The organism is Marinagarivorans algicola (assembly GCF_001292705.1).
GTDB classification, from domain to species: Bacteria; Pseudomonadota; Gammaproteobacteria; order Pseudomonadales; family Cellvibrionaceae; genus Marinagarivorans; species Marinagarivorans algicola.
On record NZ_LGAK01000026.1, the window covers coordinates 25550 to 46769 of the forward strand.

The following is a 21220-nucleotide window of genomic DNA, read 5'->3' on the forward strand; positions in this document are numbered from 1 at the left end:
CTTAGAGCTTAGCCACTACTGCCCCCCAACTTTTACAGCTGGGGCACTGCCAGTGATGCTCATGCCCTTGATAGCCGCATACGCGGCACTCGTACCCTTGCGCTTGCGCCAAGCGCTTTTCAATAATCGCTAAGATAGAAGGTAGCGTTATTTGTGCATAGGCTGTTGTCGGCAACAGAGCCAATGCTTCGTGTACTGTAGCCAGTATTTCCCAGCGTGCTAAAGCAGATACCAAAAAAGTAATCGCTTGGGACTCACCGCTTTGCTGAGCAATGGCTTTTGCGGTCGCCGGTAACAGCAGTGCTGAGGGCTGCTGCTGATAAATATCGGCTAAGTGCCTATTCGGGTTGCCTTCAGGTTCAACACAATAAAAGGCCTCAAGCCATAACGGTAAAACCACCGCGTGATACAGAGAACTGGTTAACACGATTTGCTGCAACAAGGCTAACGCTTGCTTTGGGTTATTCCCCATAGAGGCCAGCTGGCTTTGCAAAATCTGTACACGCGTTATATCGCCTTCGATCACACTGGCCTTCGCCAGAACCGCTTGTGCCTGTTGCTCATGCCCTTCTAACAAACAGACCTGCGCCCACTCACAGTAAAAATACACCTGCCATTGACGCCACTGAGTGATGCGACATGATGTGTCGTGGCCTTGGCCAAGATAACTTTGCTGGCAGTTGTTGGTCGGCACTTGAAGCGCCTGACTATGTTCGCATAACACCGTGAGTGTATTGATAGCTTGCTGCCATTCACCTTCTTGTTGATAAACATCAACAAGCTTTATTAACGCTTGCTGCGCCACCGGCACCTCGCAACACTGACTCAATTCGGTATACAAGACTTCAGCACGATCAAACAACCCCGCCAACAGATAATCCTCAGCTAATGCCAAGCGAGCTTGCAGTATTTGGCGAGCAGATAAATGCGGGTGGGCTAAAATATTTTGATGAACACGAATAGCGCGATCGATTTCGCCGCGCTTATTAAACATTACACCTAACGCCATATGGGCTTCTAGCGTCTCGGCGTTAACATCCAGTGTTGCCATGAATGCATCAATCGCAGCATCAGGCTGCTCGGCCAGTAACAGGTGCATACTTTCGTAGTAACGCTCTAAATACGCCGATGAAGGTGACCGCTGGGGCCTGCGCTTTAGATGAATGGGGTACTTAGCTAGCCAATAGCCAATGACTAAGGCACTAAAGAGTAATACAAAAATCAATAACGCGTTGATGCCTACGCTCCTTCTCGGGGCACTCTAGTGCACTTTGGCAACCGACTTCAACGCACTTTGGTGCCGAGTGACTTGCTTGCGAAGATGCTGTACTTTCATCTGCATTAATAATAACCAAGGCAGTAAAAACAAAAAAGCAACGAGCATACCAGCACCTAAGAGCACGAGAGATAACGTTGGTACAGGTACCGCTGTAAAATCCCATTTATAAAAAGTCAGTGCAACGGTACTCGTATTTTCAATCACAAAGTGTACAACCGCCAAACCCAATACCAATAGCCAGAGCACCATTAATAGCCTTGTTATCCATTTGCCCAATACTGTCAATAGCGCCATGCTTGCCTCTTGTGTTAGTAATACTCTTTGTAACTATTCAGCCAAGCTGAAAAATTTTACTTGGTGGGTGCTGATGGATTATGTTCTGGCCATTTAAGCGCCGGTAGCGCTTTACAGCGCCCGTGGAAGCTTGAGTAGCCCAGACAATGATCCATTAGTCTCCATTCGGTACCTCTGAGAGTTACTACTCTTTTAGAGATAACTCATACCAGCTAACGTAAACTATCACTGCGTTGCTTACTATGTTCAAAGGCACTTAACGCTTGCTCAAAAACTGCGTTAATATCCATATGGGTTGAGTCTAATAGTATGGCATCTGCAGCAGGAATCAAGGGAGATGTTTTACGCTCAGTATCCCGCCTGTCACGCTCTTGAATATCGCGCAATATTTGCTCGGGGTCAACGTGTAATTTGGCCTCCTCTAACTGCGCAATACGACGCCTTGCTCGCTCTTGCGCACTGGCGGTCAAAAACAATTTCACCTCAGCCTCTTGGAAAACCACCGTTCCCATATCTCGGCCATCCGCAATTAAGCCTTGGCCATCGACAGCAAATGCGCGCTGACGAACCAATAAAGCTTTACGTACAGGCGTCAGCGCTGCCACTTTAGACGCTGCCATACCAATATGTTCCTCGCGAATTTGGCGTGAAACATCTTGCCCAGCTAGCCACACCTGTACTCCCTGTTCGGTGGGTTTGAAGTGTATCTCTAAACCCAGTGCAATATTAGCCACTTGTTCTTCACAGCTTAAATCAATGCCCTCACGCAGTGCCGCTAACGCCGTTAGGCGATACAATGCGCCACTATCAAGTAAGGTAAAGCCCGTATGCTTAGCAAGCAACTGGCACAAAGTGCCTTTACCTGCACCACTGGGGCCGTCAACGGTGATAATCATTTAGACTCCACGGCAGTGTGATCGAAAGTTAACGAGTGCACAATTTGTTCACACACGGCGATAGGGTCAGCCGCTTGGGTAATAGGCCGACCGATAACTAAATAATGACTACCCGCTTGCATGGCTTGCTCGGGTGTCATCACGCGGCGCTGGTCTTGATTATCGCTACCGGCAGGGCGAATACCCGGAGTCACCAATGCAAAATCGCGCCCATTTTGGGCGCGCAACGCTGTTGCCTCTTGTGCAGAGCACACAACGCCATCTAAACCAGCATTTTTAACCAATCCCGCGAGATGGAGCACTTGCTGCTCGGGTGTTCGCTCAATGCCCAACTCACTCAACTCTTGCTGGGTGGAGCTGGTAAGCACTGTGACGCCAATTAATAAAGGTTTACGCTGTACATTAGCAATGGCTTCGCTAGCAGCACTCATCATACGCATACCGCCACTCGCATGAACATTGACCATCCATACACCTAGCTGCGCGGCGGTTTTCACCGCTTTTGCTGTTGTGACGGGGATATCGTGAAATTTTAAATCCAAAAACACCTCAAAGCCTAAGTGTTGCAACTGCTCAACAATACGAGGCCCGCATGCGGTAAACAGCTCTTTACCTACTTTGACACGACAGAGTTTCGGTGACAGCTTACGTGCTAATGCTAAGCAGGCTTTTTCATTATCAACATCTAAAGCAACGACAACAGGGGAGCTTGCGGTTAACGTGATATTTGAAGTATTCAATAGGTTCATCTCAATCAAAATAATACAACCCCATTCAGTGCTACCGCAAAGTAACCGCTCAGGTAAGCAGTAACAGCCTTAGGGAACTTTCTTTATCGACGCGATTATAGCACGGGCACAACCAGCCCCCGATGCTCAAAGCGCCAGTTTTAACGTATAAAAAAACCCCACAGAGCCCTGCAGGGTTTTAAGGTAATACTCAAACGTGACGCATTGCGCTGATTATCTTAGTCCGCTTTTTTATCCGCTTTCTTTTTGAGTGCAATGTTTAATTCATGCAATTGCAACGTATCCACTGCGCCTGGCGCATCAGTCATGACACACGCTGCCGATTGCGTTTTAGGGAACGCTATCACATCACGAATAGATTCAGAGCCAGTCATCAGCATAATTAAGCGATCTAAACCAAAGGCTAAACCACCGTGCGGTGGAGCACCATGGCTTAGGGCATCCAATAAGAAGCCAAACTTCTCACGCTGCTCATCATGCTCAATGCCCAGAATTTCAAACACAGCGTGTTGCATCTCTTGATTGTGAATACGCACAGAGCCACCGCCGAGTTCAGTTCCGTTAACGACCATGTCATAAGCGCGGCTTAACGCAGTGGCTGGGTTGGCTTTTAGCTCTTCAGGTGAACAAGATGGTGCGGTAAACGGGTGATGTAACGCTGTAAATTTACCGCCGTCTAACTCTTCAAACATCGGAAAATCAACCACCCACATAGGTGCCCACTCGGTGGTATACAAGGCTAAATCAGCACCAATTTTACAGCGCAATGCACCGAGTGCCTCAGAGACAATTTTGCCTTTGTCAGCACCAAAGAAGATGATATCGCCATTTTGCGCCTCTAAACGCTCCATCAACGCTTTACGTACTTCTAGAGGTAAAAACTTCACAATTGGGGATTGCAAACCTTCCTCTAAATCAGTGACATCATTGACTTTAATATAGGCTAAGCCGCGGGCGCCATAAATGCTCACAAACTTAGTGTAATCATCGATATTTTTACGTGAAAGCTTCTCTGCAGCACCCGGTACTTTCAGTGCAGCTACGCGACCTTTAGGGTCTTTTGCAGGAGCCGAGAAGACTTTGAAATCGACTTCTGTCATTAAGTCTTTCACTTCTACTAACTGCAAGGGTATACGTAGATCCGGCTTGTCTGAGCCGTATTTATCCATGGCTTCAGCAAATGTCATACGCGGGAAATCACCAAATTCAACATTCAGCGTTTCTTTAAACAGTTTACGAATCATTGTTTCAGTAATCGCCATGATTTCATCTTCAGACATAAACGATGTTTCGATATCGATCTGAGTGAATTCTGGCTGGCGATCTGCACGTAAATCTTCATCACGAAAGCACTTAGCAATTTGGTAGTAGCGGTCAAACCCCGATACCATGAGTAGCTGCTTAAATAACTGTGGTGACTGAGGTAGCGCAAAAAACTTGCCCTCATGGGTACGTGATGGCACTAAATAATCACGAGCACCCTCCGGTGTCGCACGCGTTAAGATAGGCGTTTCAATATCTAAAAAACCGTTATCGTGTAAAAAGTTACGAATTTCGGTTGTAATGCTCGAGCGCAAGCGCAAGTTGCGCTGCATATCTAAACGGCGCAAATCAATATAGCGATGCTTCAAACGAACATCTTCACCTACACTAATATGCGAATCTAATTGAAACGGCGGCGTTTGAGCCACATTGAGAATATCAATCGCTTTACCGTAAACTTCGATTTCGCCCGTGGCCATATTTTTGTTGGCGGTGGCTTCAGAGCGTGCACGTACAATGCCCTTAACCTGAATGACATATTCGTTACGAACTTTATCTGCCAGCTCAAAGTTGGCTTGGTCATCGGGATCGAACACCACTTGCACAATGCCATCACGGTCGCGCAGGTCAATAAAAATAACACCGCCGTGGTCTCGACGACGATCTACCCAACCACAAAGTGTTACTTCTGTGTCGATCTGTGCAGGGCGAACCGCTCCACAATAAATACTGCGCATACTCATTCCTATAATCACCTTCTCAATGGGTAAAATCACAAACTCTGCTTGTGTTTTAATCTATGTTTAATCGCAACCTTAGCTACTGCTGCTGGCGGCTTTGGGTTTAGCGTCAGTCTTTTTTTCTGCCTTGGGGGCGGTTTTATCGCCAGCAAGGTTCTTTTTGCTACCTGATTTAAAATCGGTTTCATACCACCCACTACCGCTCAGCCTAAACCCTGCGGCCGATACTTTTTTACTGAGCGACGGATTTGAACACTCTGGACAGTCAATTAATGGGGCATCACTCATTTTTTGCAACGCTTCTAACTCATGACCACACTCAGTGCATCGGTATTCATAAATAGGCATTACTCACTCCTACAGTCTTGTTAACAGCGCGTTTTGCTCAATCAATGCTCAAGCGTGCATCATAGCAAAACAAAAGTGCGGCATTATACATGAGCACACCCAAGCACAAGCAAGTGCTAATCACAGCAATCCTCAGTGATATACATCATCACGCCAGCGAGCGATCGCCCCTAAAAAAAGACTCTTTTGTCGCTTAACTATAAAAAAATCGTGTTTTAGCCTGTTTTATAGGGGTTTTTAGAATTTTTTATTGCTGCATAGGCTACTTTACTCTATATATACCGCAAAACAGCCAGTACCGAGGTTGTTGCGCGCGCCCCGCGCACCACATAATATATTTTAATAACAAAATTTTGATCATTGAAGCACACAAGAGGAAACCACATGCCACCACGTAAAGCGCCAGCCAAAGCCCCTGTCCGTAAAGCTCCGGCTCGCAAAGCTGCTGTCAAAGCTCCCGCGAAAGCTCCCGTGCGTAAAGCAGCTGCTAAGCCCGCACCCGCCGCCAAAGTAAAAGCGTTAAAAGCCTTACAAGAGCGCTATACTAAAACGGACATTATCAACCGCATTTGTGAAGTGACCGAGCTCAACCGCAAAGACGTCATTGCCGTATTTGGCGAACTCGATAACATTATTGAAGCCCACATTAAAAAACGTGCCGTCGGCGAGTTTACTTTACCTGGCCTGTTAAAAATTGTGACCGTTAAAAAGCCAGCAACCAAAGCACGCAAAGGCATCAACCCCTTTAATGGCGAAGAAACCATCTTTAAAGCGAAGCCTGCCAGTATTGCGGTAAAAGTGCGCCCACTCAAAAAACTAAAAGAAATGGCGCTATAAACACAATGACTATTTTGTGATTGTAAAAGGGGCGTTGCCCCTTTTTTTGTGCCTGCCGTTTTATGCCTGCTCTAAAAGTCACAACTTAGACGCTGACAAGCTCGCTAAGCTCACTTAAAATGACACTAACACCCCAAATGCGCTCACTGCTAGTTCATATTTAGCGCATTAGCGACACTCTACTTTTTGAATTCATCAACAAGCACATTGCTTTTACTAGGTGCCACACATTATGCGCGCAAGCCAGTTTTTAATCGCGACCCAAAAAGAAACCCCCTCCGATGCCGTTGTCATTAGCCACCAATTAATGCTACGCGCCGGTATGATCCGCAAGCTCTCTTCTGGCCTCTATTCGTGGTTGCCTTTGGGCCTTAAAGTGTTACGTAAAGTTGAAACAATTGTGCGTGAAGAGATGAATAACGTCGGTGCACAAGAAGTACTGATGCCCGTGGTGCAGCCGGCCGAGCTCTGGCAAGAGTCTGGCCGCTGGGAGCAATTTGGCGCAGAACTGACACGTTTTAACGATCGCCATAGCAATGACTTTTGCTTGGGCCCAACACATGAAGAGGTCATTACCGATTTAGTCCGTAGCGAACTCAAAAGTTACAAGCAACTCCCTGCAAACTTTTATCAAATTCAAACCAAATTTCGCGATGAAGTACGGCCTCGTTTTGGTGTCATGCGCTCGCGAGAATTCATCATGAAAGATGCTTATTCTTTCCATGTTGATCAGGCTTCATTAGAAGACACCTACCAAAAAATGCATGGCGCCTACTGTGCAATCTTTACCCGCTTAGGTTTAAACTTTCGCCCCGTAGAAGCTGACACCGGCTCGATTGGCGGTTCGGGTTCGCACGAATTTCACGTGCTAGCCGAAAGCGGCGAAGACGACATTGCCTTTAGTGACGGCAGTGATTACGCCGCTAATATCGAAAAGGCCGAAGCCCTAGCGCCGGCACCTAGCACAGAAGTGGTCAACCCCAATGCCGAAGATATCGCCACGCCAAACCAAAAAACAATCGATGATATCGCACAGTTTTTAAAAATCGACACCACCTCTATTGTCAAAACGTTATTTGTATTGGGCGAGAAAGACGACGACACAGGCAAGCAACCGCTTGTTGCGCTGTGCCTGCGCGGTGACCACGAACTTAATGAAGTGAAAGCCGAAAAAATACCCGAAATTGCAGCACCTTTAACTTTTGCCACCGATACACAAATTTTGGCTGCCACCGGTGTTGCGCCAGGTTCGCTGGGGCCGATTAACCGCGATGGCGCGCTTGCCGAGATAACGGTGATTGCCGACCGCACAGCCGCTGCATGTGTCAATTTTGTGTGCGGCGCCAATAAAGACGGCTTTCACACGTTAAATAGCAACTGGACAACCAATGCCAGCTACACACGTACTGAAGATATTCGCAACGTGCAAGCGGGTGACCCATCGCCTTGTGGTAGCGGCAACATCATCATTAAACGCGGTATTGAAGTGGGGCATATTTTTCAGCTGGGCGACAAGTACTCACAAGCCATGAAAGCTTCGGTATTGGATGCTAACGGCAAAGATAGCGTAATGACGATGGGGTGTTACGGGATTGGTATTAGCCGTGTTGTCGCCGCAGCCATTGAACAAAATAATGATGCCGCCGGTATTATTTGGCCTGAAGCTATTGCACCGTTTCAAGTAGCTATTGTACCGATCAACATCCATAAGTCAGAAGCCGTACGCGAAGCCTGCGAAACACTGTATAACACCTTAAAGCAGCAAGGTATCGATGCTATTTTGATGGACGAACCTAAGGCACGTTTAGGCAGTATGCTAGCCGATATCGAGCTAGTAGGGATTGCTCATCGCGTGGTTATCGGTGATAGAGGCTTAGAAAAAGGTGAGATTGAGTATAAATACCGTCGCGATGCCGAGTCAACACAACTTGAGGCCAGCGCGATTGCGGACACATTAATCGCTAAAATCACAGGCTAAATTACCTACGAGCTATAGACCGGCCATCGGTCACTGTCGCCAAAAGCCCGCGCCTAGTACACTGGCTTTTGGCTTTTAAACGCTTGTGTGTTTTGTGTGTGTCAAACGCGAGTCATTAAACAGCCAGCTACTCAGGCCCTTGACTGGCTGTTTAATATTCCTGCCAAAAGATCATTCTGTCATGACCTCGATAACTCCCAAAATTAACATGGTTGTCGGGTGTCTGGCTATCGGTATAGCTGCCGTCGGCATTCCAATCATACTGCAACCAAGGGAAGGTCGTTAAATCAATAAAGGTATTGAAGCTACCCACATTCCCCACACCAGGTGCGCTAAAACTATGCTCGATTTCACCGGCAATAAAAGGAACAACACCCGCTCCTAAGCCCGCATACTGCCCCACCGTTGAGCCACCACCTAACGTCACTGTTCGATTAGCAGACGCATTCGCTGTACCACTTGGATAATGAATAGCTGTTAGCGGTAACACTGTGCAGCTATCATCTTCATTAATGAGCCAGTCAGGGTTTTGCCAATACTCCACGACCAACGGTACATTCAAGCGATATGTTTCGGGGCCATGGGCATCTCCTAAGCGCAAGCGACCAAAGCGTAGCTCGGTAGCCTCAATTAACGCACTTTCAGCAGAGCCATCACCATCGCCATCGGTATTCTTACTCGCATTTTTAAGGTTACTATTATCCATATCATTAAAATACGTACTCACACCGACTGTTGTATAGGGCCCATCGGGGGCGCTCGCACGTGCAATATTAAACGTGGCATTCGCCGTGCCAGTACTACCCGACCATGACAAGCTATTGACCGTCGCCGCTAAGCGGTCGGTTAACAATGCGCCGGTATTATTGTCGCGAGCATAAAACTCAAAATCCCCGATCGTTAATTTGTTAAATCCACTGTGATAGTTTTGTAGGGTATTGTTATTCTTGCTTTGAGGGGTAAACGTAAATTCACCGGTAAAGTTTTGTTCCATATACGCAAAATCTAACCCCGTAGTGCATGCCGAGGCTAAGGTGCCCGAGTTAAACATAAACTTAGCCGCTGAAAAACGCCCTACCGGCTGCGAGTAGCTTTGACTGGTAGCCGTTTTATCCGCAGTTTTACTAAAATACTTGCCGTCGGTCACCTCAGCTTTAATTTCTATAATGCCTACCTCATCAAAATATAAGGTATCAGCACTACCGGTACCTTGACTAAACTGAGTAATAATATGGCCATTGCCGCCAGCCGCATCTTGCAAACCTGGGTTATTACCACCGGCAGGCAACAACAGCGACGCAGTCAATGTAATCGATTCGGGTGGGTTTTCGCTACCAATACTCGCAATAACGGGGTTATTAGATAGGTCAGCGCGTGTGGAGAGCCCCGCGGTATTGTGACCATCGGGTATCGTGTTACCATCAAGATCATCTTCGGCCTGCCAAGCTACCGCGCTAACAGTGACGCTAAAGGGGCTGCCTGCATCTTTAAACTTTGCCCCAGCTGCCGTCGTTGCCGATGGGTTACCACTCACAGAAACAAAATACCCAAATGGCGTATAGTTTTGATCATCTGCCGAGTCGCTGAGTACAGTTTGCGCAAAGCTGAGCGAATCGTCGGCAACACGCAATCTAAAACGAATGACGTCGGTGGTATATAAAGTAAACTGCGCACTACCATTCACAAAGGTTAAGTTAAAGTTGTTGCTCGCAGGCTCGCTATCAACGACCGTGGCTGTGCTGCCCGAGTTGTTATCGACCACTGTCGGCACCGCGCCCCCCCCATCACCGTCTCGACGATCGAGCCATATTTTTATATTGGTTTGGTTGTAGGTATTATTGACCGAGCAACTTCCTGTATCGGGGTCTACCGACAACATATCGAGACGCCAAATACCGGGTAAACCCACCGTGCGATTGCCGTGCGATAAAAACGTCAACTCAAACGTATTCGTCGTAAAACCAATCGCAGACGAGACACCTGTAGCACCAGCGAGCGATTCCACAACGGCCACTGTCAACGACTCCGAGCGCGGGTTTGCTAAGTGCAAAGTCACACTCCCTTTATCATCGGCACTAAAGGTATAAGTGGCTGTACCGCTATCGCTACTGCCAACGCTTAAGCTACCGTAGGCATCACCTGCAATACCGGTAGTCGCCCAATCGCCGTGGCCTGTGCTGGTGTTTAGCGTTACGGTGCCAACATAATCGGTAATAATATTACCGCTATCATTTTTAATGCTCACCGTTATAGCATGCGGGGCGCAAGTGCTAGCAGTACTGAGGCTGCTGACCTCAATACTGGCAGGAAGATACGCCGTAGAACACGTACGCGTATCACTCATGACACTTTGAATATGCTCGGCAGTCAGGGCTTTACTATAAAGACGTAATTCATCAATATCGCCCACAAAAGTGTCAAGTGCACCGTCATCGCGGCCAACCAATATAGCAGTATCGTTAACCTCAACACCCCCTGTATGCGTTTGTGCAACAATTTCTACACCATCGATATAAATTTTTTGCGAACCGTTTTTATAGGTCGCGGCAATATGCTGCCAAGTGTTTAATGCGACGGCATTGGGGGTTTTAACATTGTACCAGTCGCCATCGTGCCGCCAAAAATAGGCTAATTGGCCTGTGTTTTTCACTAAACGTAACTCACCTTGGGTATTTTTAGAGTATAGGTTGGTCGCATTAGCGCCTGGATGCTCATGAGGTCTAGCCCACAATACGATAGAATACTCAGTCGCCATATCCAGTGGCGAGTTAGGGCCTGGGTCGGCAATACTAAAGTAGCCATCATTGGTTGAAAAATCGGCATAGGCGCAGGTACCCGCCCCTACAGTGCCTACCGCCGGCGAGGTAAAGGCGCGCTGAGGTACGCCACCATCATTGACTGCAACACCGTGCAAACTCTGGCTTGCACTGTCTTTCATTTCGTTGGCAACTGCACGCCACTGTTCGTCTTCATCAAAGCGCCATTCAGCCACCAAATAATCGGCAAGTGTAGCGCAAGCACGGGTTTCGCCCATGACAGCATTCACCTCAGATGCATTTAACACTCGGTTATACAAGCGCAATTCATCCAGTGCCACGTTGGCTAAACGGCTATTGTCGAAGTTCGTCCCTATATAGACCTCATTATTGGTAATATCTGGTGAGCTCGCTAGCGCTAAGCTTTGAGCTAAAACCCCATCCACATAATAATTTTGCTCGCCATCGGTATAAGTCGCTGCAACGTGGTGCCATGTACCCACGGTCAGTAAACCTGGCGCTGACTCGTGCCCGACCCACGCCGATGAATAGGTATCCCACAGCCAGTTACTCAGGCCTCCTTCACCTGTCACCCGCAAACTATAGTTTCCTCCTTTAGTGAGTATCGCGCTGTCTACCCCCCCTGACGCCTTTAATTTAACCCATGCACTAATAGTGTATGACTTGGCATCAAGTGCCGAATCGTTCCCAGGGTCAAGTAATGTAAAAGCGCCATTACTACGCGAGCCATCAAAATAGCGGCACGTACCCGGCGAGCCATCTATTGCAGGGTTAACTGAGCTTGTGGGCGGATAGAGTGCTGTCCCTCCAGTAATACCGTCGGCATGCAAGGCATTACTGGTAGAGTCCAATAGCTCGCCGGCGGTACCATTATACTCCCACTGCTCAAAACTCCACTGCGCCACTAAGCTATCCGCGGTTTGCGGACATGTCCGACTTTGCGTCATTAGCTCGCTCACCTGTGCACTCGTTAGCGCACCTTGATAAATACGGAGCTCATCTAATAAACCATAAAAACCATAGGTATCACCCCCGCCATCGGCAATACCGCCGATATACAGTGGAAAGTCGGTTTCTAGCAGATCAACCGCTATACGGGTATCAGTTGCATCCGCTACACCATTAATATAGATGGTGCGTAAATTAGGTTTAATCACCACTGCCACGTGATACCACTCGCCCCGCGTGAGTGCCGTTGTCGAGTTAAACTGAAAGTTGGTGCCACTGTCTTTCCATCGAAAGCCAATAGTATTATCCGTTTCTACGAGCAATCGATAATTATCATGCTTGCGCACAATAAAACCTGCCTGCGAGGCCGCAGGGTCAATATTGACCCACGCACTGATAGAGAGCGAATCGTTCTCGCTCATATCCAAGACGGATTCAATACCAGGATCGGCCACATCAATTTTAGTATTGCCTTCGGCTAAAAACTCACCATAGCCACAGGTACCCACCGCGCCACTGAGCGCGGGGTTAACGTTGTGAGTTGTTGGCGTCACGCCCGCTTCGGCAGTACCATGTAGCTCATTGGGGCTGCTATCGCGCACCTCACCGGCCGAGCCATTCCACACAAACTCATCAAAGCGCCATTCGGCAATAAGCGCAGCAGGTTCATCAGGACAGGTACGCACATCATTTTTGAGCGTGTTGATTTGACTCGCCGTCAACTCACCGCGGTAGAGATTAACCTCATCGATGTAACCATTAAAATCGTAGGCGCTCAGTCCCGCTTCTTTACCACCGATCATGATAGGCGAGTCGTCAGTTTCTACACCGTTAACAGTCTGTGCACTCACCACATCTTGAACGCCATCCACATAAATAGTCCGCGCGCTAGGTGTCACCGTGACGGCAATATGGTGCCAAGTATTAATTGCCAGTGCAATATCTCCCTTAAGCGTCTGTGGACCGCCTTGATCACCCCACGATAAAACGACTTTTTTGGCATCGGATATGAGTAATTGGTAATTATTATTTTTACGTAATACCGTACCTGGCAACGCAGGTTCGCCATCTAAATACACCCAAGCAGCCATCGAATAGGCATCGCTGTCGTCAAAATCAAAGTCTGAATCGGTTCCCGGGTCGGGAATAACAAGCTCTGTATTAGTCGAAGCTTCAAACACCCCGTAGCGACAGGTACCAGTATCACCGGCCACAACTGGCGTTTCGTTAGCGGTAACAGGCGGGGTTTCGGCACTATTGGCCGCGCCATGGTAGCCATTCGTACTGCTGTCTTGTACTTCGTTGGCCGTGCCGTCCCAGCTTAATGCATCGAGTCGCCACTGGGCTATGAGTTCTGTCATACTGCCTGCAGGGCAGGGACGTGTGTCCGTATAAATGGCCGCGACCTCTGAAGCCTGTAAAACCCCCGAATAAAAACGAAATTCATCCAACAAGCCGTCTAATGAACGGCTATCAATCAAGTCATCGCCGCCTAAGAAAATAGTCGCGTTATTATTTTTCATATCCATCGCGAAGCCAGAGCTATTATCCAAAACGCCATTGATATATAACTTTTGTGCGCCATTGGTAAATGTGAGGGCCACATGCGTCCACGTATTCGCAGGCAAAACCGTTGTACTCGCCAAATTGTGCCACGCCACGCTATCAAACCATGATAATCGCACAGTCTGTGAAGGGGTTAATAGCACATCAAAAGAGTCACCTTTTGCCCATACCGTATGAAAGTCACTCACTGGAAATGCCGACGGATTAAGCCAAAAGCTAACCGATAAAGACAGCTGATCAAAATCAGAATTGTTACCGGGATCGTCTAATGTAATCACGCCATCTTGGGCACCATTAAACTGCGCATAGCGGCAAGTGCCCACACTCGCACCTAGCGCCGGTGTCGCGAGCTCTGTTGTGGGGTAATCGCCTTTAAGGGTCGAGGTGGCTGGATGAGCACCCGCGCTATCAAGCACTTCCCCTTCGGTACCATTCCAAAGGGGCTCGTCAAATCGCCATTCAGCAATCAGCACCGCGGCCTCAACAGGGCATGTTCGCGTCTGATTTTTGAGGTTATTTATTTCATCAATATTCAGGGCGCCTCTGAATAGGCGCACCTCGTCAATCGCTCCCTCAAACCCTGAGGCATTACCGCTGAGCGAATCGCCCAGCGTCACTTTAGCATTGTTCGTCTGTGTCGCTACAATCGCGATATTAGCCGTTTTGACGAGAGCTCCGTTAATATAGAGCTTTTGCTCATCTGGCGTAACTGTTGCGGCCACGTGATACCAAGTATCGAGGTTTAATATATGACTATCCGCTGCAACAAAATACTCGATATCATTCATCGACCATTGCAGTGTTAGGATTTTATCATTTTCGACGTAAAAACGGTAGTTTTTACCCTTGCGTAATATTTGACCTCGCGAGGTCGGCTCGGTATCGAGCCGTACCCAAGCAGCAATCGAGTAGCTATCGCTAGGCCCCATATCAAATACCGAGCTATCCCCAGGGTCAACGAGCTCAATATAAGAGCCATCGTTATCATCAAATACCCCGTAGTGGCAGGTGCCTGTACCGCCGGCAACCACCGGATCGGTGTTTGCCGTATTGGGCCCCAACACACCATCTAAAACCACTGTGGCGTGGTAATTATTACCGCTACTATCAAGAATACCGCCTAGCGAGCCATCCCAACTCAATTCATCAAAATTCCATTGCGCCACCAAAGCAACTGGCTCTGTACCGGCTGGGCACGCCCGTGTTTCATTCATCGCCGCGCTAATATCACTCGCAGTGAGCAACCCTCGGTAAAAGCGTACTTCATCGACATTAGCGCCCAAATCTTGCGTGCCATCTCCAATTTTAAACATTTCGGTATTGCCAGCCGCACCCGCCAAACTTCTTGACGCGCTGTTATCTAACATGCCGTTGATATAAATTTTTTGCTCGCCATCTTTGAATGTGACCGCCACATGGCTCCATGTATTGACTGGCAGTTTCGTGCTACTCCAAACCTTTTGATCAGCATCGCCATAAACCCATAGCTTTATGGCCAAATCCGTTTCTAAATAAAGCATGTAGTTGTTAGATTTCTCGAGTAATACGGCATCTATCGCTAACGAGGCGGCGGTAGGATAAACCCATGCCATGAGGGTGATTTCATCGCCAACAGCAAAATCTAGCGCATCGTTATCAGTCACAAGAATATTTTTAGTCACGCCTTCCACAAATTCGGCGTAACGGCACTGACTCGGTGAACCCGCTGTTACAGGATTGGCAAATGATGTTGTCGGTGGGTTCACCGTATTCGCCGCACCATGCAAACCATTACCGCTACTATCTAGCACCTCATTGGCAATACCACTATAAGCAACGGTTTCATCTAAGCGCCACTCGCCTACTAGCGTGGGCTCTGGCGAACTAACCGAGCAAGGTCGTGTCGTGTTCATTAGCGTCGATACTTCGGTAGCATCTAAAACACCTTGATACATATACACCTCATCAATCGAGCCATTAAAATACTCTGACGCCCAACTCATTGAAGCTATGTTAACCGGGTCGCTTGTATCAGCTAAGGATCCAACATGCGTACTACTACCGGCTACAGCTCCATTAATGTACAAATATTGCTGACCACTGGTAAAGGTGAAAGCAAGGTGCACCCAAGTCCCCACCGAAAAAACATTGCCGGTATCGAGGTACTGAAAAGAGCCGTCTATCTTTAGCCAAGCCTCTACGGTACCGTAAGGCGTCAGCTCAAGCGCAAAGCCTGCGCCCTTTTCCATGGCAAAAACATGGTCACTAGGAATCACATCAAGGTTAATCCACATCGCCACTGTGAAATTATTCATTAAATCTAAATTAGAATTAATGCCTGGGTCACTCACTGTGGCATAGCCATCATTGGCACCATCAAAAACACCGTAGCGGCAAGTACCTGGGTCGCCCGTGATCGCTGGCGCGGTTAGCGCATTACTGGGGTAGCCGCCATTGCTCACCAAGCTCATGTTATAGCCTTGGCCGCTACTGTCTTTAACTTCACCGGCGGTGCCATCCCAGACACTTTCATCAAAGCGCCATTCACCCACCAAGGTTGGCTCTGGCGAGGGGGTGAGCGCTGTACACGGCTGGGTACTGTTCATTAGCGCTGAAATTTCGGCACCACTAAGTACACTCTGATAAATATGCACTTCATCCATTGAGCCATCAAAATACTCTGATGCCCAACTGATTGAGCCAATATTAAGCGGGTCGCTATTATCGGCTAAAGTCCCAACATGCGCACTGCTACGTACCATAGCGCCATTAATGTACAAGTATTGCTGGCCACTCGTAAAAGTCAGGGCCAGGTGCACCCATGTACCCACCGAAAAAGTATCGCGCGGTGTATCGATATACTTAAAGTAACCATCAATTTTTAACCAAGCCTCTACGCTGCCATAAGGCGTCAGCTCAAGCGCAAAGCCTGCGCCCTTTTCCATGGCAAAAACATGGTCACTAGGAATCACATCAAGGTTAATCCACATCGCCACTGTGAAATTATTCATTAAATCTAAATTAGAATTAACGCCTGGGTCACTCACTGTGGCATAGCCATCATTGGCACCATCAAAAACACCGTAGCGGCAAGTACCTGGGTCGCCCGTGATCGCTGGCGCGGTTAGCGCATTACTGGGGTAGCCGCCATTGCTCACCAAACTCATGTTATAGCCTTGGCCGCTACTGTCTTTAATTTCACCGGCGGTGCCATTCCAAGCGTCTTCATTAAAGTGCCACTGCGCCGCCAGCGACGCATGTGCGCTATATGGCAAATACAGCGTAATAACCGCAAGAACAGTGGCTATACAACGAACAAGAAAAGTGTCTAGTAAACGCACCACACAAGCCTCGAATACAACAGTCTATTCAGCTTAGTTGAGCTTTGGCGCTTTAGAGACAAGTGCCTTATCAAGTGTGTACCCTGTGCGACCGACGGTTTGAAGGCTTAATTACGCGACTTTCCAACAACAGCGACCTAAGGGACAAGGAAAAAATACATTATCCAATAATACTTATTTTGTGCTTCCTCTGCTACGTTGCTCAAAGCCTTACGCGCCCCAGCATTCACCCCTTCGAGCGCTTTGCCGAAAAAACAGAACGCTACGTTTCATTGAACAAACTATTATTGCTTCGCCCCCAATAGCAAAAGTCACTCAAAAACCTTTACAGTGATTACAAACCTTCACAAAATAGGTGTTTACGCGTGTTAGACTCACACCATTTATAATAAGAGAGGCATTATGATCAGACACCTTATTGCAACCACCCTCCTACTGTGCCCCACCTTGGCATTGGCGACCAGTGTGCAGTTTCAAACCAATATGGGCGATATCGAAGTCGAGCTTTTTGACAGCGCCACCCCCGAGACTGTCGCTAATTTTTTAGCTTATGTCGAAGATGACAGCTATAACAATACTTTTTTCCATCGCTCGGTTCCGGGCTTTATTGTGCAAGGTGGTGGCTTTTATTTAAATGATGAGCAAAAAATAGCCCCTATCGCTAGCAAGCCTAATGTGAGCAATGAACCCGTTTACGCCAATGTTCGCGGTACTATTGCTATGGCAAAAAAAGGCGGCAACCCCGATAGCGCCACTAACCAGTGGTTTTTTAATTTAGCCGACAATACCGGCAACCTCGACAATCAAAATGGCGGCTTTACTGTCTTTGGTCAGGTGACGCAGGGCATGGCTATTGTTGATGCGATTGCAGCGGTCCCGCCGTCAAATCAAGGCGGCGATTTTACCGGTATCCCCTTAAAAGATTGGACAGCTGGCAGCAATGTCACAGAGCACCTGATTATAGTCGAGAGTATTGTGGTGTTAAATGCAGACCCTGACAGTGCAGCGAATCTTAACCCCAAAACCACAACGCGCACTCGTTCAAGTAGCGGCGGTAGCGGGTCGCCTTTATATTTGGCCGTGTTATTAATGGCTTTTGCCGCTCGATGCGTATTCAAAAACATGCACGCTCGCAAAAGGCGCTTTAAGGTTTAGCGCCTGCTTAACACTCGCGCCGCCGCAAATAACTGCCAAGGCGCGAATCACCCCTGCATGGGTTACAGCCACTAACGGGTTATTAGCCTCACTCTCTTCGTGACTCACACAACTCGCTAACCACCGCTCAACACGTGCAATCAATTGCGCAAAACTCTCGCCATTTGGCATACAAAAAGCCAGTGGCTCTTGCGCCCATAGGTCTAATTGAGCACGCTCAATCGCATCCCACGGCTGCAATTCCCAATCCCCAAAGTTCAACTCTTGTAAACGCACATCACTGATCAGCACTTGTGCTGGAAAGAGCGCTTGGGCTAACGCCACACATCGCTGTAAGGGGCTACTATATAGCCTGCATACAGAAGTGCGTAAACTAAAGCCGCAGGGTAATTGCTGATGGATCTTGCACAGCACCTGCGCGCTAGCCGCTTGCGCAAGTACATCACTTTGGCCATAACATATACCGCTCATATCGACCGGCATATGGCGAATGGCGTAAATTTTAACCGCCACTTTACACGCCCTGTAACGCTATAACCGCCAAATAAAACCCTACCTCAGATAACTGCTGCACGGCACCTAAGCCATCGCCGGTATAGCCGCCAATGGCTTTTTTTAACTGTCGTGCAAAATACACCACAAAGCCATAAGCCACTAAAAAAGCTAAAGCCATAACGCCTATAGTAAGTACTGTTGAATATACCGCCCACGCACTCACAACAATAACCGGGCAAGCAGCCCAAACCAAATTGCCGAGCGATATGCTGTGCGCCAAGGGTTTAGACTTACCAAAATCATCACGTACATAACGCAGTGTTGCCATGACCGCTAATGCAAACCATCGGCTCAGGCCCTGCCCCACGACCAGCAATAAACCTGCACTTAAAATACCGTACTGCTCAGCCAGCACCCACAACGATAAAAACTTTACCGCCAACATGCCCTGTAAACCGACCACCCCATATGTTCCTAGGCGGGAGTCTTTCATGATTTTAAGGACAGCCTCTTTGCTATAGCCACCACCTAGCGCATCACAGCTATCTGCCCAACCATCTTCATGAAAAGCCCCGGTTAAGTAAATGCAAAAACACAACGTAAGCACTAACGCAAGCGGCACCGGAAACAAACCACCCAATACACACCACATCAGCGCGCCCAAAAACCCAACCATCACTCCCACTAAAGGAAAGTAAACCGCTGATAGGCGTAATAAGCCATTATTAAAGGGCACCCACTGAGGCGCAGGTAAGCGCGTTAAAAAAACACTGGCATTAAAAAACAACACTAAAAATCGACGAGCCTTTTTTGTGAGTTTAGACCAACAACGCTCAAGCATTTTTGCCGCTTACGCCCGCTTCATCAAAGCTTGCCATCGTATTTAAAATAGCCACCGCAGAGGCTAACAGCGGATACGCCATGGCTGCACCACTGCCCTCACCTAGACGCATATTTAAATTCAGCAAAGGTTTAGCCTTTAAATACTGCAATAATAAAACGTGGCCTTGCTCGGCCGAGCTGTGGGTAAAAATACAATATGCCAACACCTGCTTATTCATTTGCGAGGCTATCGCCAAAGCCGCTGTGCAAATAAAACCATCCACTAAAATAGTCATACCTAAACTCGCCGCCTTTAAATAAGCGCCAACGAGCATCGCAATTTCAAAACCGCCTAATGTCGCCAAGGCGTGCAAGGGCGTTATTAATTGAGGGCGATGCAACACCATGGCCGCTTTAATCACCGCTGCTTTATGTTGCACGCCGTGCAAGGCTAAGCCGGTACCTGCGCCCACACACTGCTCAATAGGTTGCTCGGTTATCCAGTGCATTAAAGCGGCGGCACAGGTGGTATTACCAATACCCATTTCGCCCATCAATACGGTATTGCACCCTTGCGTAAAAACCGACTGCACCACATCAGCGCCGGCCGCGATTGCCTGCTGAGCTTGCACCAAGCTCATCGCGGGCTCGCATGCGAAATTTTTTGTCCCTGGTGCAATTTTTTTATTGATCAGCTTAGGGTGACTTTCGAACTCGCCAATGACCCCTGCATCAATCACATTTAAGGCCATATTATTTTGCTGAGCCAGCACGCTAATGGCTGCTCCACCAGCTAAAAAGTTAGTCACCATTTGCGATGTTACCGCTTGAGGAAAGGCGCTAATACCTTCATCACAAATACCGTGGTCACCGGCAAAAATTAATGCGTGGGGTTTTTGCAGGCTCGGTGTGAGTGTTTTTTGAATGAGGCTAATATGCAGTGCCAGCTCTTCAACGACCCCAAGTGAGCCCACCGGTTTTGTTTTATGATCGAGCGTGTATTGCACTCGCTCACGAAAGCTTTCATCTAAGGGGGCGATAACACCTATACCGCACTGCGCCAAATCAAACATTAATAATCAACACCCTTACGCGCTTTAATACCATTAGCATAAGCGTGCTTCGTGTCTTTTACCTCAGAGACGGTATCCATAATATCTTGCAAAGCAGAGCCGCCACCGCGCCCTGTGACGACAACGCTTTGCTCATACGGCCGTGCCGTTATAGCCTTTAAGATACTCGCCTCATCTAAATATTTGTAAGCGAGCATGTAGGTCATTTCATCAAGTACGACGAGGTCATGCTTGTCGCTGGTCAAATACTTTTGTGCCTCTATCCAAGTCGCTTCTGCCGCTGCAATATCGGCTGTGCGATCTTGCGTATCCCAAGTAAAACCCGTCCCCATCTGATAAAAATCAACGTGCGGGCAATGCTCTTTTAAATACATTTCTTCGCCCGATAATTGCGCGCCTTTAATAAATTGTACAACCGCGACTTTTTGGCCATAGCCTAAAGCGCGCATCACCATGCCAAAAGCACTACTGCTTTTGCCTTTACCATTGCCGGTTAATAAAACAGCGACACCACGTTCTAAATCGGCCTTTGCAATATTGGCATCGACACTGGCTTTTTGTTTTTCCATCGCGGCTTTATGTTTTGCGTTTTTTTTATCGTCTGTCATGGTATGCCTCTATAATTGTGCACATCCGTGTGCAAATGTGTGCATTAAAGTCATTCATTCAAAGCAGTTTAA

General features: G+C 47.9%; 14 protein-coding genes. 3 read left to right on the forward strand and 11 right to left on the reverse strand.

The window, feature by feature from the left end; genetic code table 11:
• Position 1: 1 nt before the first annotated feature.
• From AC438_RS10025 to AC438_RS10050, 6 genes are all read right to left on the reverse strand, one after another.
• The gene (locus tag AC438_RS10025; protein WP_053981127.1) at positions 2–1225 is read right to left on the reverse strand and encodes a hypothetical protein; all 1224 of its coding nucleotides are present in this window, start codon (positions 1223–1225) and stop codon (positions 2–4) included.
• 36 nt (positions 1226–1261) lie between these two features.
• A complete protein-coding gene (locus tag AC438_RS10030) occupies positions 1262–1573 on the reverse strand; it encodes a lipopolysaccharide assembly protein LapA domain-containing protein (protein ID WP_053981128.1) in 312 nt (103 codons plus the stop codon).
• Positions 1574–1785: 212 nt separating this feature from the next.
• Positions 1786–2469, reverse strand: coding sequence for a (d)CMP kinase (cmk, locus tag AC438_RS10035; RefSeq protein WP_053981129.1), 684 nt, complete (start codon positions 2467–2469; stop codon positions 1786–1788).
• Positions 2466–3209 carry an orotidine-5'-phosphate decarboxylase gene (gene pyrF / locus AC438_RS10040; protein ID WP_238376363.1) on the reverse strand — a complete coding sequence of 248 codons (744 nt, stop codon included), beginning with the start codon at positions 3207–3209 and terminating at the stop codon, positions 2466–2468. Before pyrF ends, cmk begins: the two co-directional genes overlap by 4 nt.
• Positions 3210–3436: 227 nt before the next feature.
• Complete coding sequence (gene aspS, locus AC438_RS10045) at positions 3437–5218, reverse strand: aspartate--tRNA ligase (protein WP_053981131.1); 1782 nt, start codon at positions 5216–5218, stop codon at positions 3437–3439.
• A 78-nt stretch (positions 5219–5296) separates the two neighbouring features.
• Entirely contained in the window at positions 5297–5569 is a 273-nt protein-coding gene (locus tag AC438_RS10050; RefSeq protein ID WP_053981132.1) for an FmdB family zinc ribbon protein, read from the reverse strand.
• Between the two features lie 384 nt (positions 5570–5953).
• Between AC438_RS10050 and AC438_RS10055 the strand changes: the two genes are divergently transcribed.
• The gene (locus AC438_RS10055) at positions 5954–6406 is read left to right on the forward strand and encodes an HU family DNA-binding protein (RefSeq protein ID WP_053981133.1); all 453 of its coding nucleotides are present in this window, start codon (positions 5954–5956) and stop codon (positions 6404–6406) included.
• 232 nt (positions 6407–6638) lie between these two features.
• A complete protein-coding gene (locus AC438_RS10060) occupies positions 6639–8384 on the forward strand; it encodes a proline--tRNA ligase (RefSeq protein WP_053981134.1) in 1746 nt (581 codons plus the stop codon).
• Positions 8385–8535: 151 nt separating this feature from the next.
• Here AC438_RS10060 and AC438_RS10065 read toward each other — a convergent pair whose 3' ends face one another.
• Complete coding sequence (locus AC438_RS10065) at positions 8536–16995, reverse strand: LamG domain-containing protein (RefSeq protein WP_053981135.1); 8460 nt, start codon at positions 16993–16995, stop codon at positions 8536–8538.
• Between the two features lie 402 nt (positions 16996–17397).
• Between AC438_RS10065 and AC438_RS10070 the strand changes: the two genes are divergently transcribed.
• On the forward strand, positions 17398–18150 hold the full coding sequence (locus AC438_RS10070; RefSeq protein WP_053981136.1) for a peptidylprolyl isomerase: 753 nt from the start codon (positions 17398–17400) through the stop codon (positions 18148–18150).
• Here the strand turns inward: AC438_RS10070 and AC438_RS10075 are convergent.
• From AC438_RS10075 to cobO, 4 genes are read right to left on the reverse strand one after another with little or no spacing between them, the layout of a single operon-like run.
• A complete protein-coding gene (locus AC438_RS10075; protein ID WP_053981137.1) occupies positions 18082–18663 on the reverse strand; it encodes a histidine phosphatase family protein in 582 nt (193 codons plus the stop codon). The genes AC438_RS10070 and AC438_RS10075 overlap by 69 nt on opposite strands.
• Position 18664: 1 nt before the next feature.
• Positions 18665–19486 carry an adenosylcobinamide-GDP ribazoletransferase gene (locus tag AC438_RS10080; RefSeq protein WP_053981138.1) on the reverse strand — a complete coding sequence of 274 codons (822 nt, stop codon included), beginning with the start codon at positions 19484–19486 and terminating at the stop codon, positions 18665–18667.
• The gene (gene cobT / locus AC438_RS10085; RefSeq protein WP_082354086.1) at positions 19479–20540 is read right to left on the reverse strand and encodes a nicotinate-nucleotide--dimethylbenzimidazole phosphoribosyltransferase; all 1062 of its coding nucleotides are present in this window, start codon (positions 20538–20540) and stop codon (positions 19479–19481) included. Before cobT ends, AC438_RS10080 begins: the two co-directional genes overlap by 8 nt.
• Positions 20540–21148, reverse strand: coding sequence for a cob(I)yrinic acid a,c-diamide adenosyltransferase (cobO, locus tag AC438_RS10090; protein WP_053981139.1), 609 nt, complete (start codon positions 21146–21148; stop codon positions 20540–20542). The genes cobT and cobO overlap by 1 nt, the downstream gene beginning before the upstream one ends.
• Positions 21149–21220 lie beyond the last annotated feature (72 nt).

Bases quoted from the DNA above. Each gene is read 5' to 3' on its own strand.
- AC438_RS10050 (WP_053981132.1), bottom strand. From the start codon at position 5,569: ATGCCTATTTATGAATACCGATGCACTGAGTGTGGTCATGAGTTAGAA.
- AC438_RS10060 (WP_053981134.1), top strand. From the start codon at position 6,639: ATGCGCGCAAGCCAGTTTTTAATCGCGACCCAAAAAGAAACCCCCTCC.
- cobT (WP_082354086.1), bottom strand. From the start codon at position 20,540: ATGTTTGATTTGGCGCAGTGCGGTATAGGTGTTATCGCCCCCTTAGAT.
- cmk (WP_053981129.1), bottom strand. From the start codon at position 2,469: ATGATTATCACCGTTGACGGCCCCAGTGGTGCAGGTAAAGGCACTTTG.
- AC438_RS10070 (WP_053981136.1), top strand. From the start codon at position 17,398: ATGATCAGACACCTTATTGCAACCACCCTCCTACTGTGCCCCACCTTG.
- AC438_RS10030 (WP_053981128.1), bottom strand. From the start codon at position 1,573: ATGGCGCTATTGACAGTATTGGGCAAATGGATAACAAGGCTATTAATG.
- aspS (WP_053981131.1), bottom strand. From the start codon at position 5,218: ATGCGCAGTATTTATTGTGGAGCGGTTCGCCCTGCACAGATCGACACA.
- cobO (WP_053981139.1), bottom strand. From the start codon at position 21,148: ATGACAGACGATAAAAAAAACGCAAAACATAAAGCCGCGATGGAAAAA.
- AC438_RS10080 (WP_053981138.1), bottom strand. From the start codon at position 19,486: ATGCTTGAGCGTTGTTGGTCTAAACTCACAAAAAAGGCTCGTCGATTT.
- AC438_RS10055 (WP_053981133.1), top strand. From the start codon at position 5,954: ATGCCACCACGTAAAGCGCCAGCCAAAGCCCCTGTCCGTAAAGCTCCG.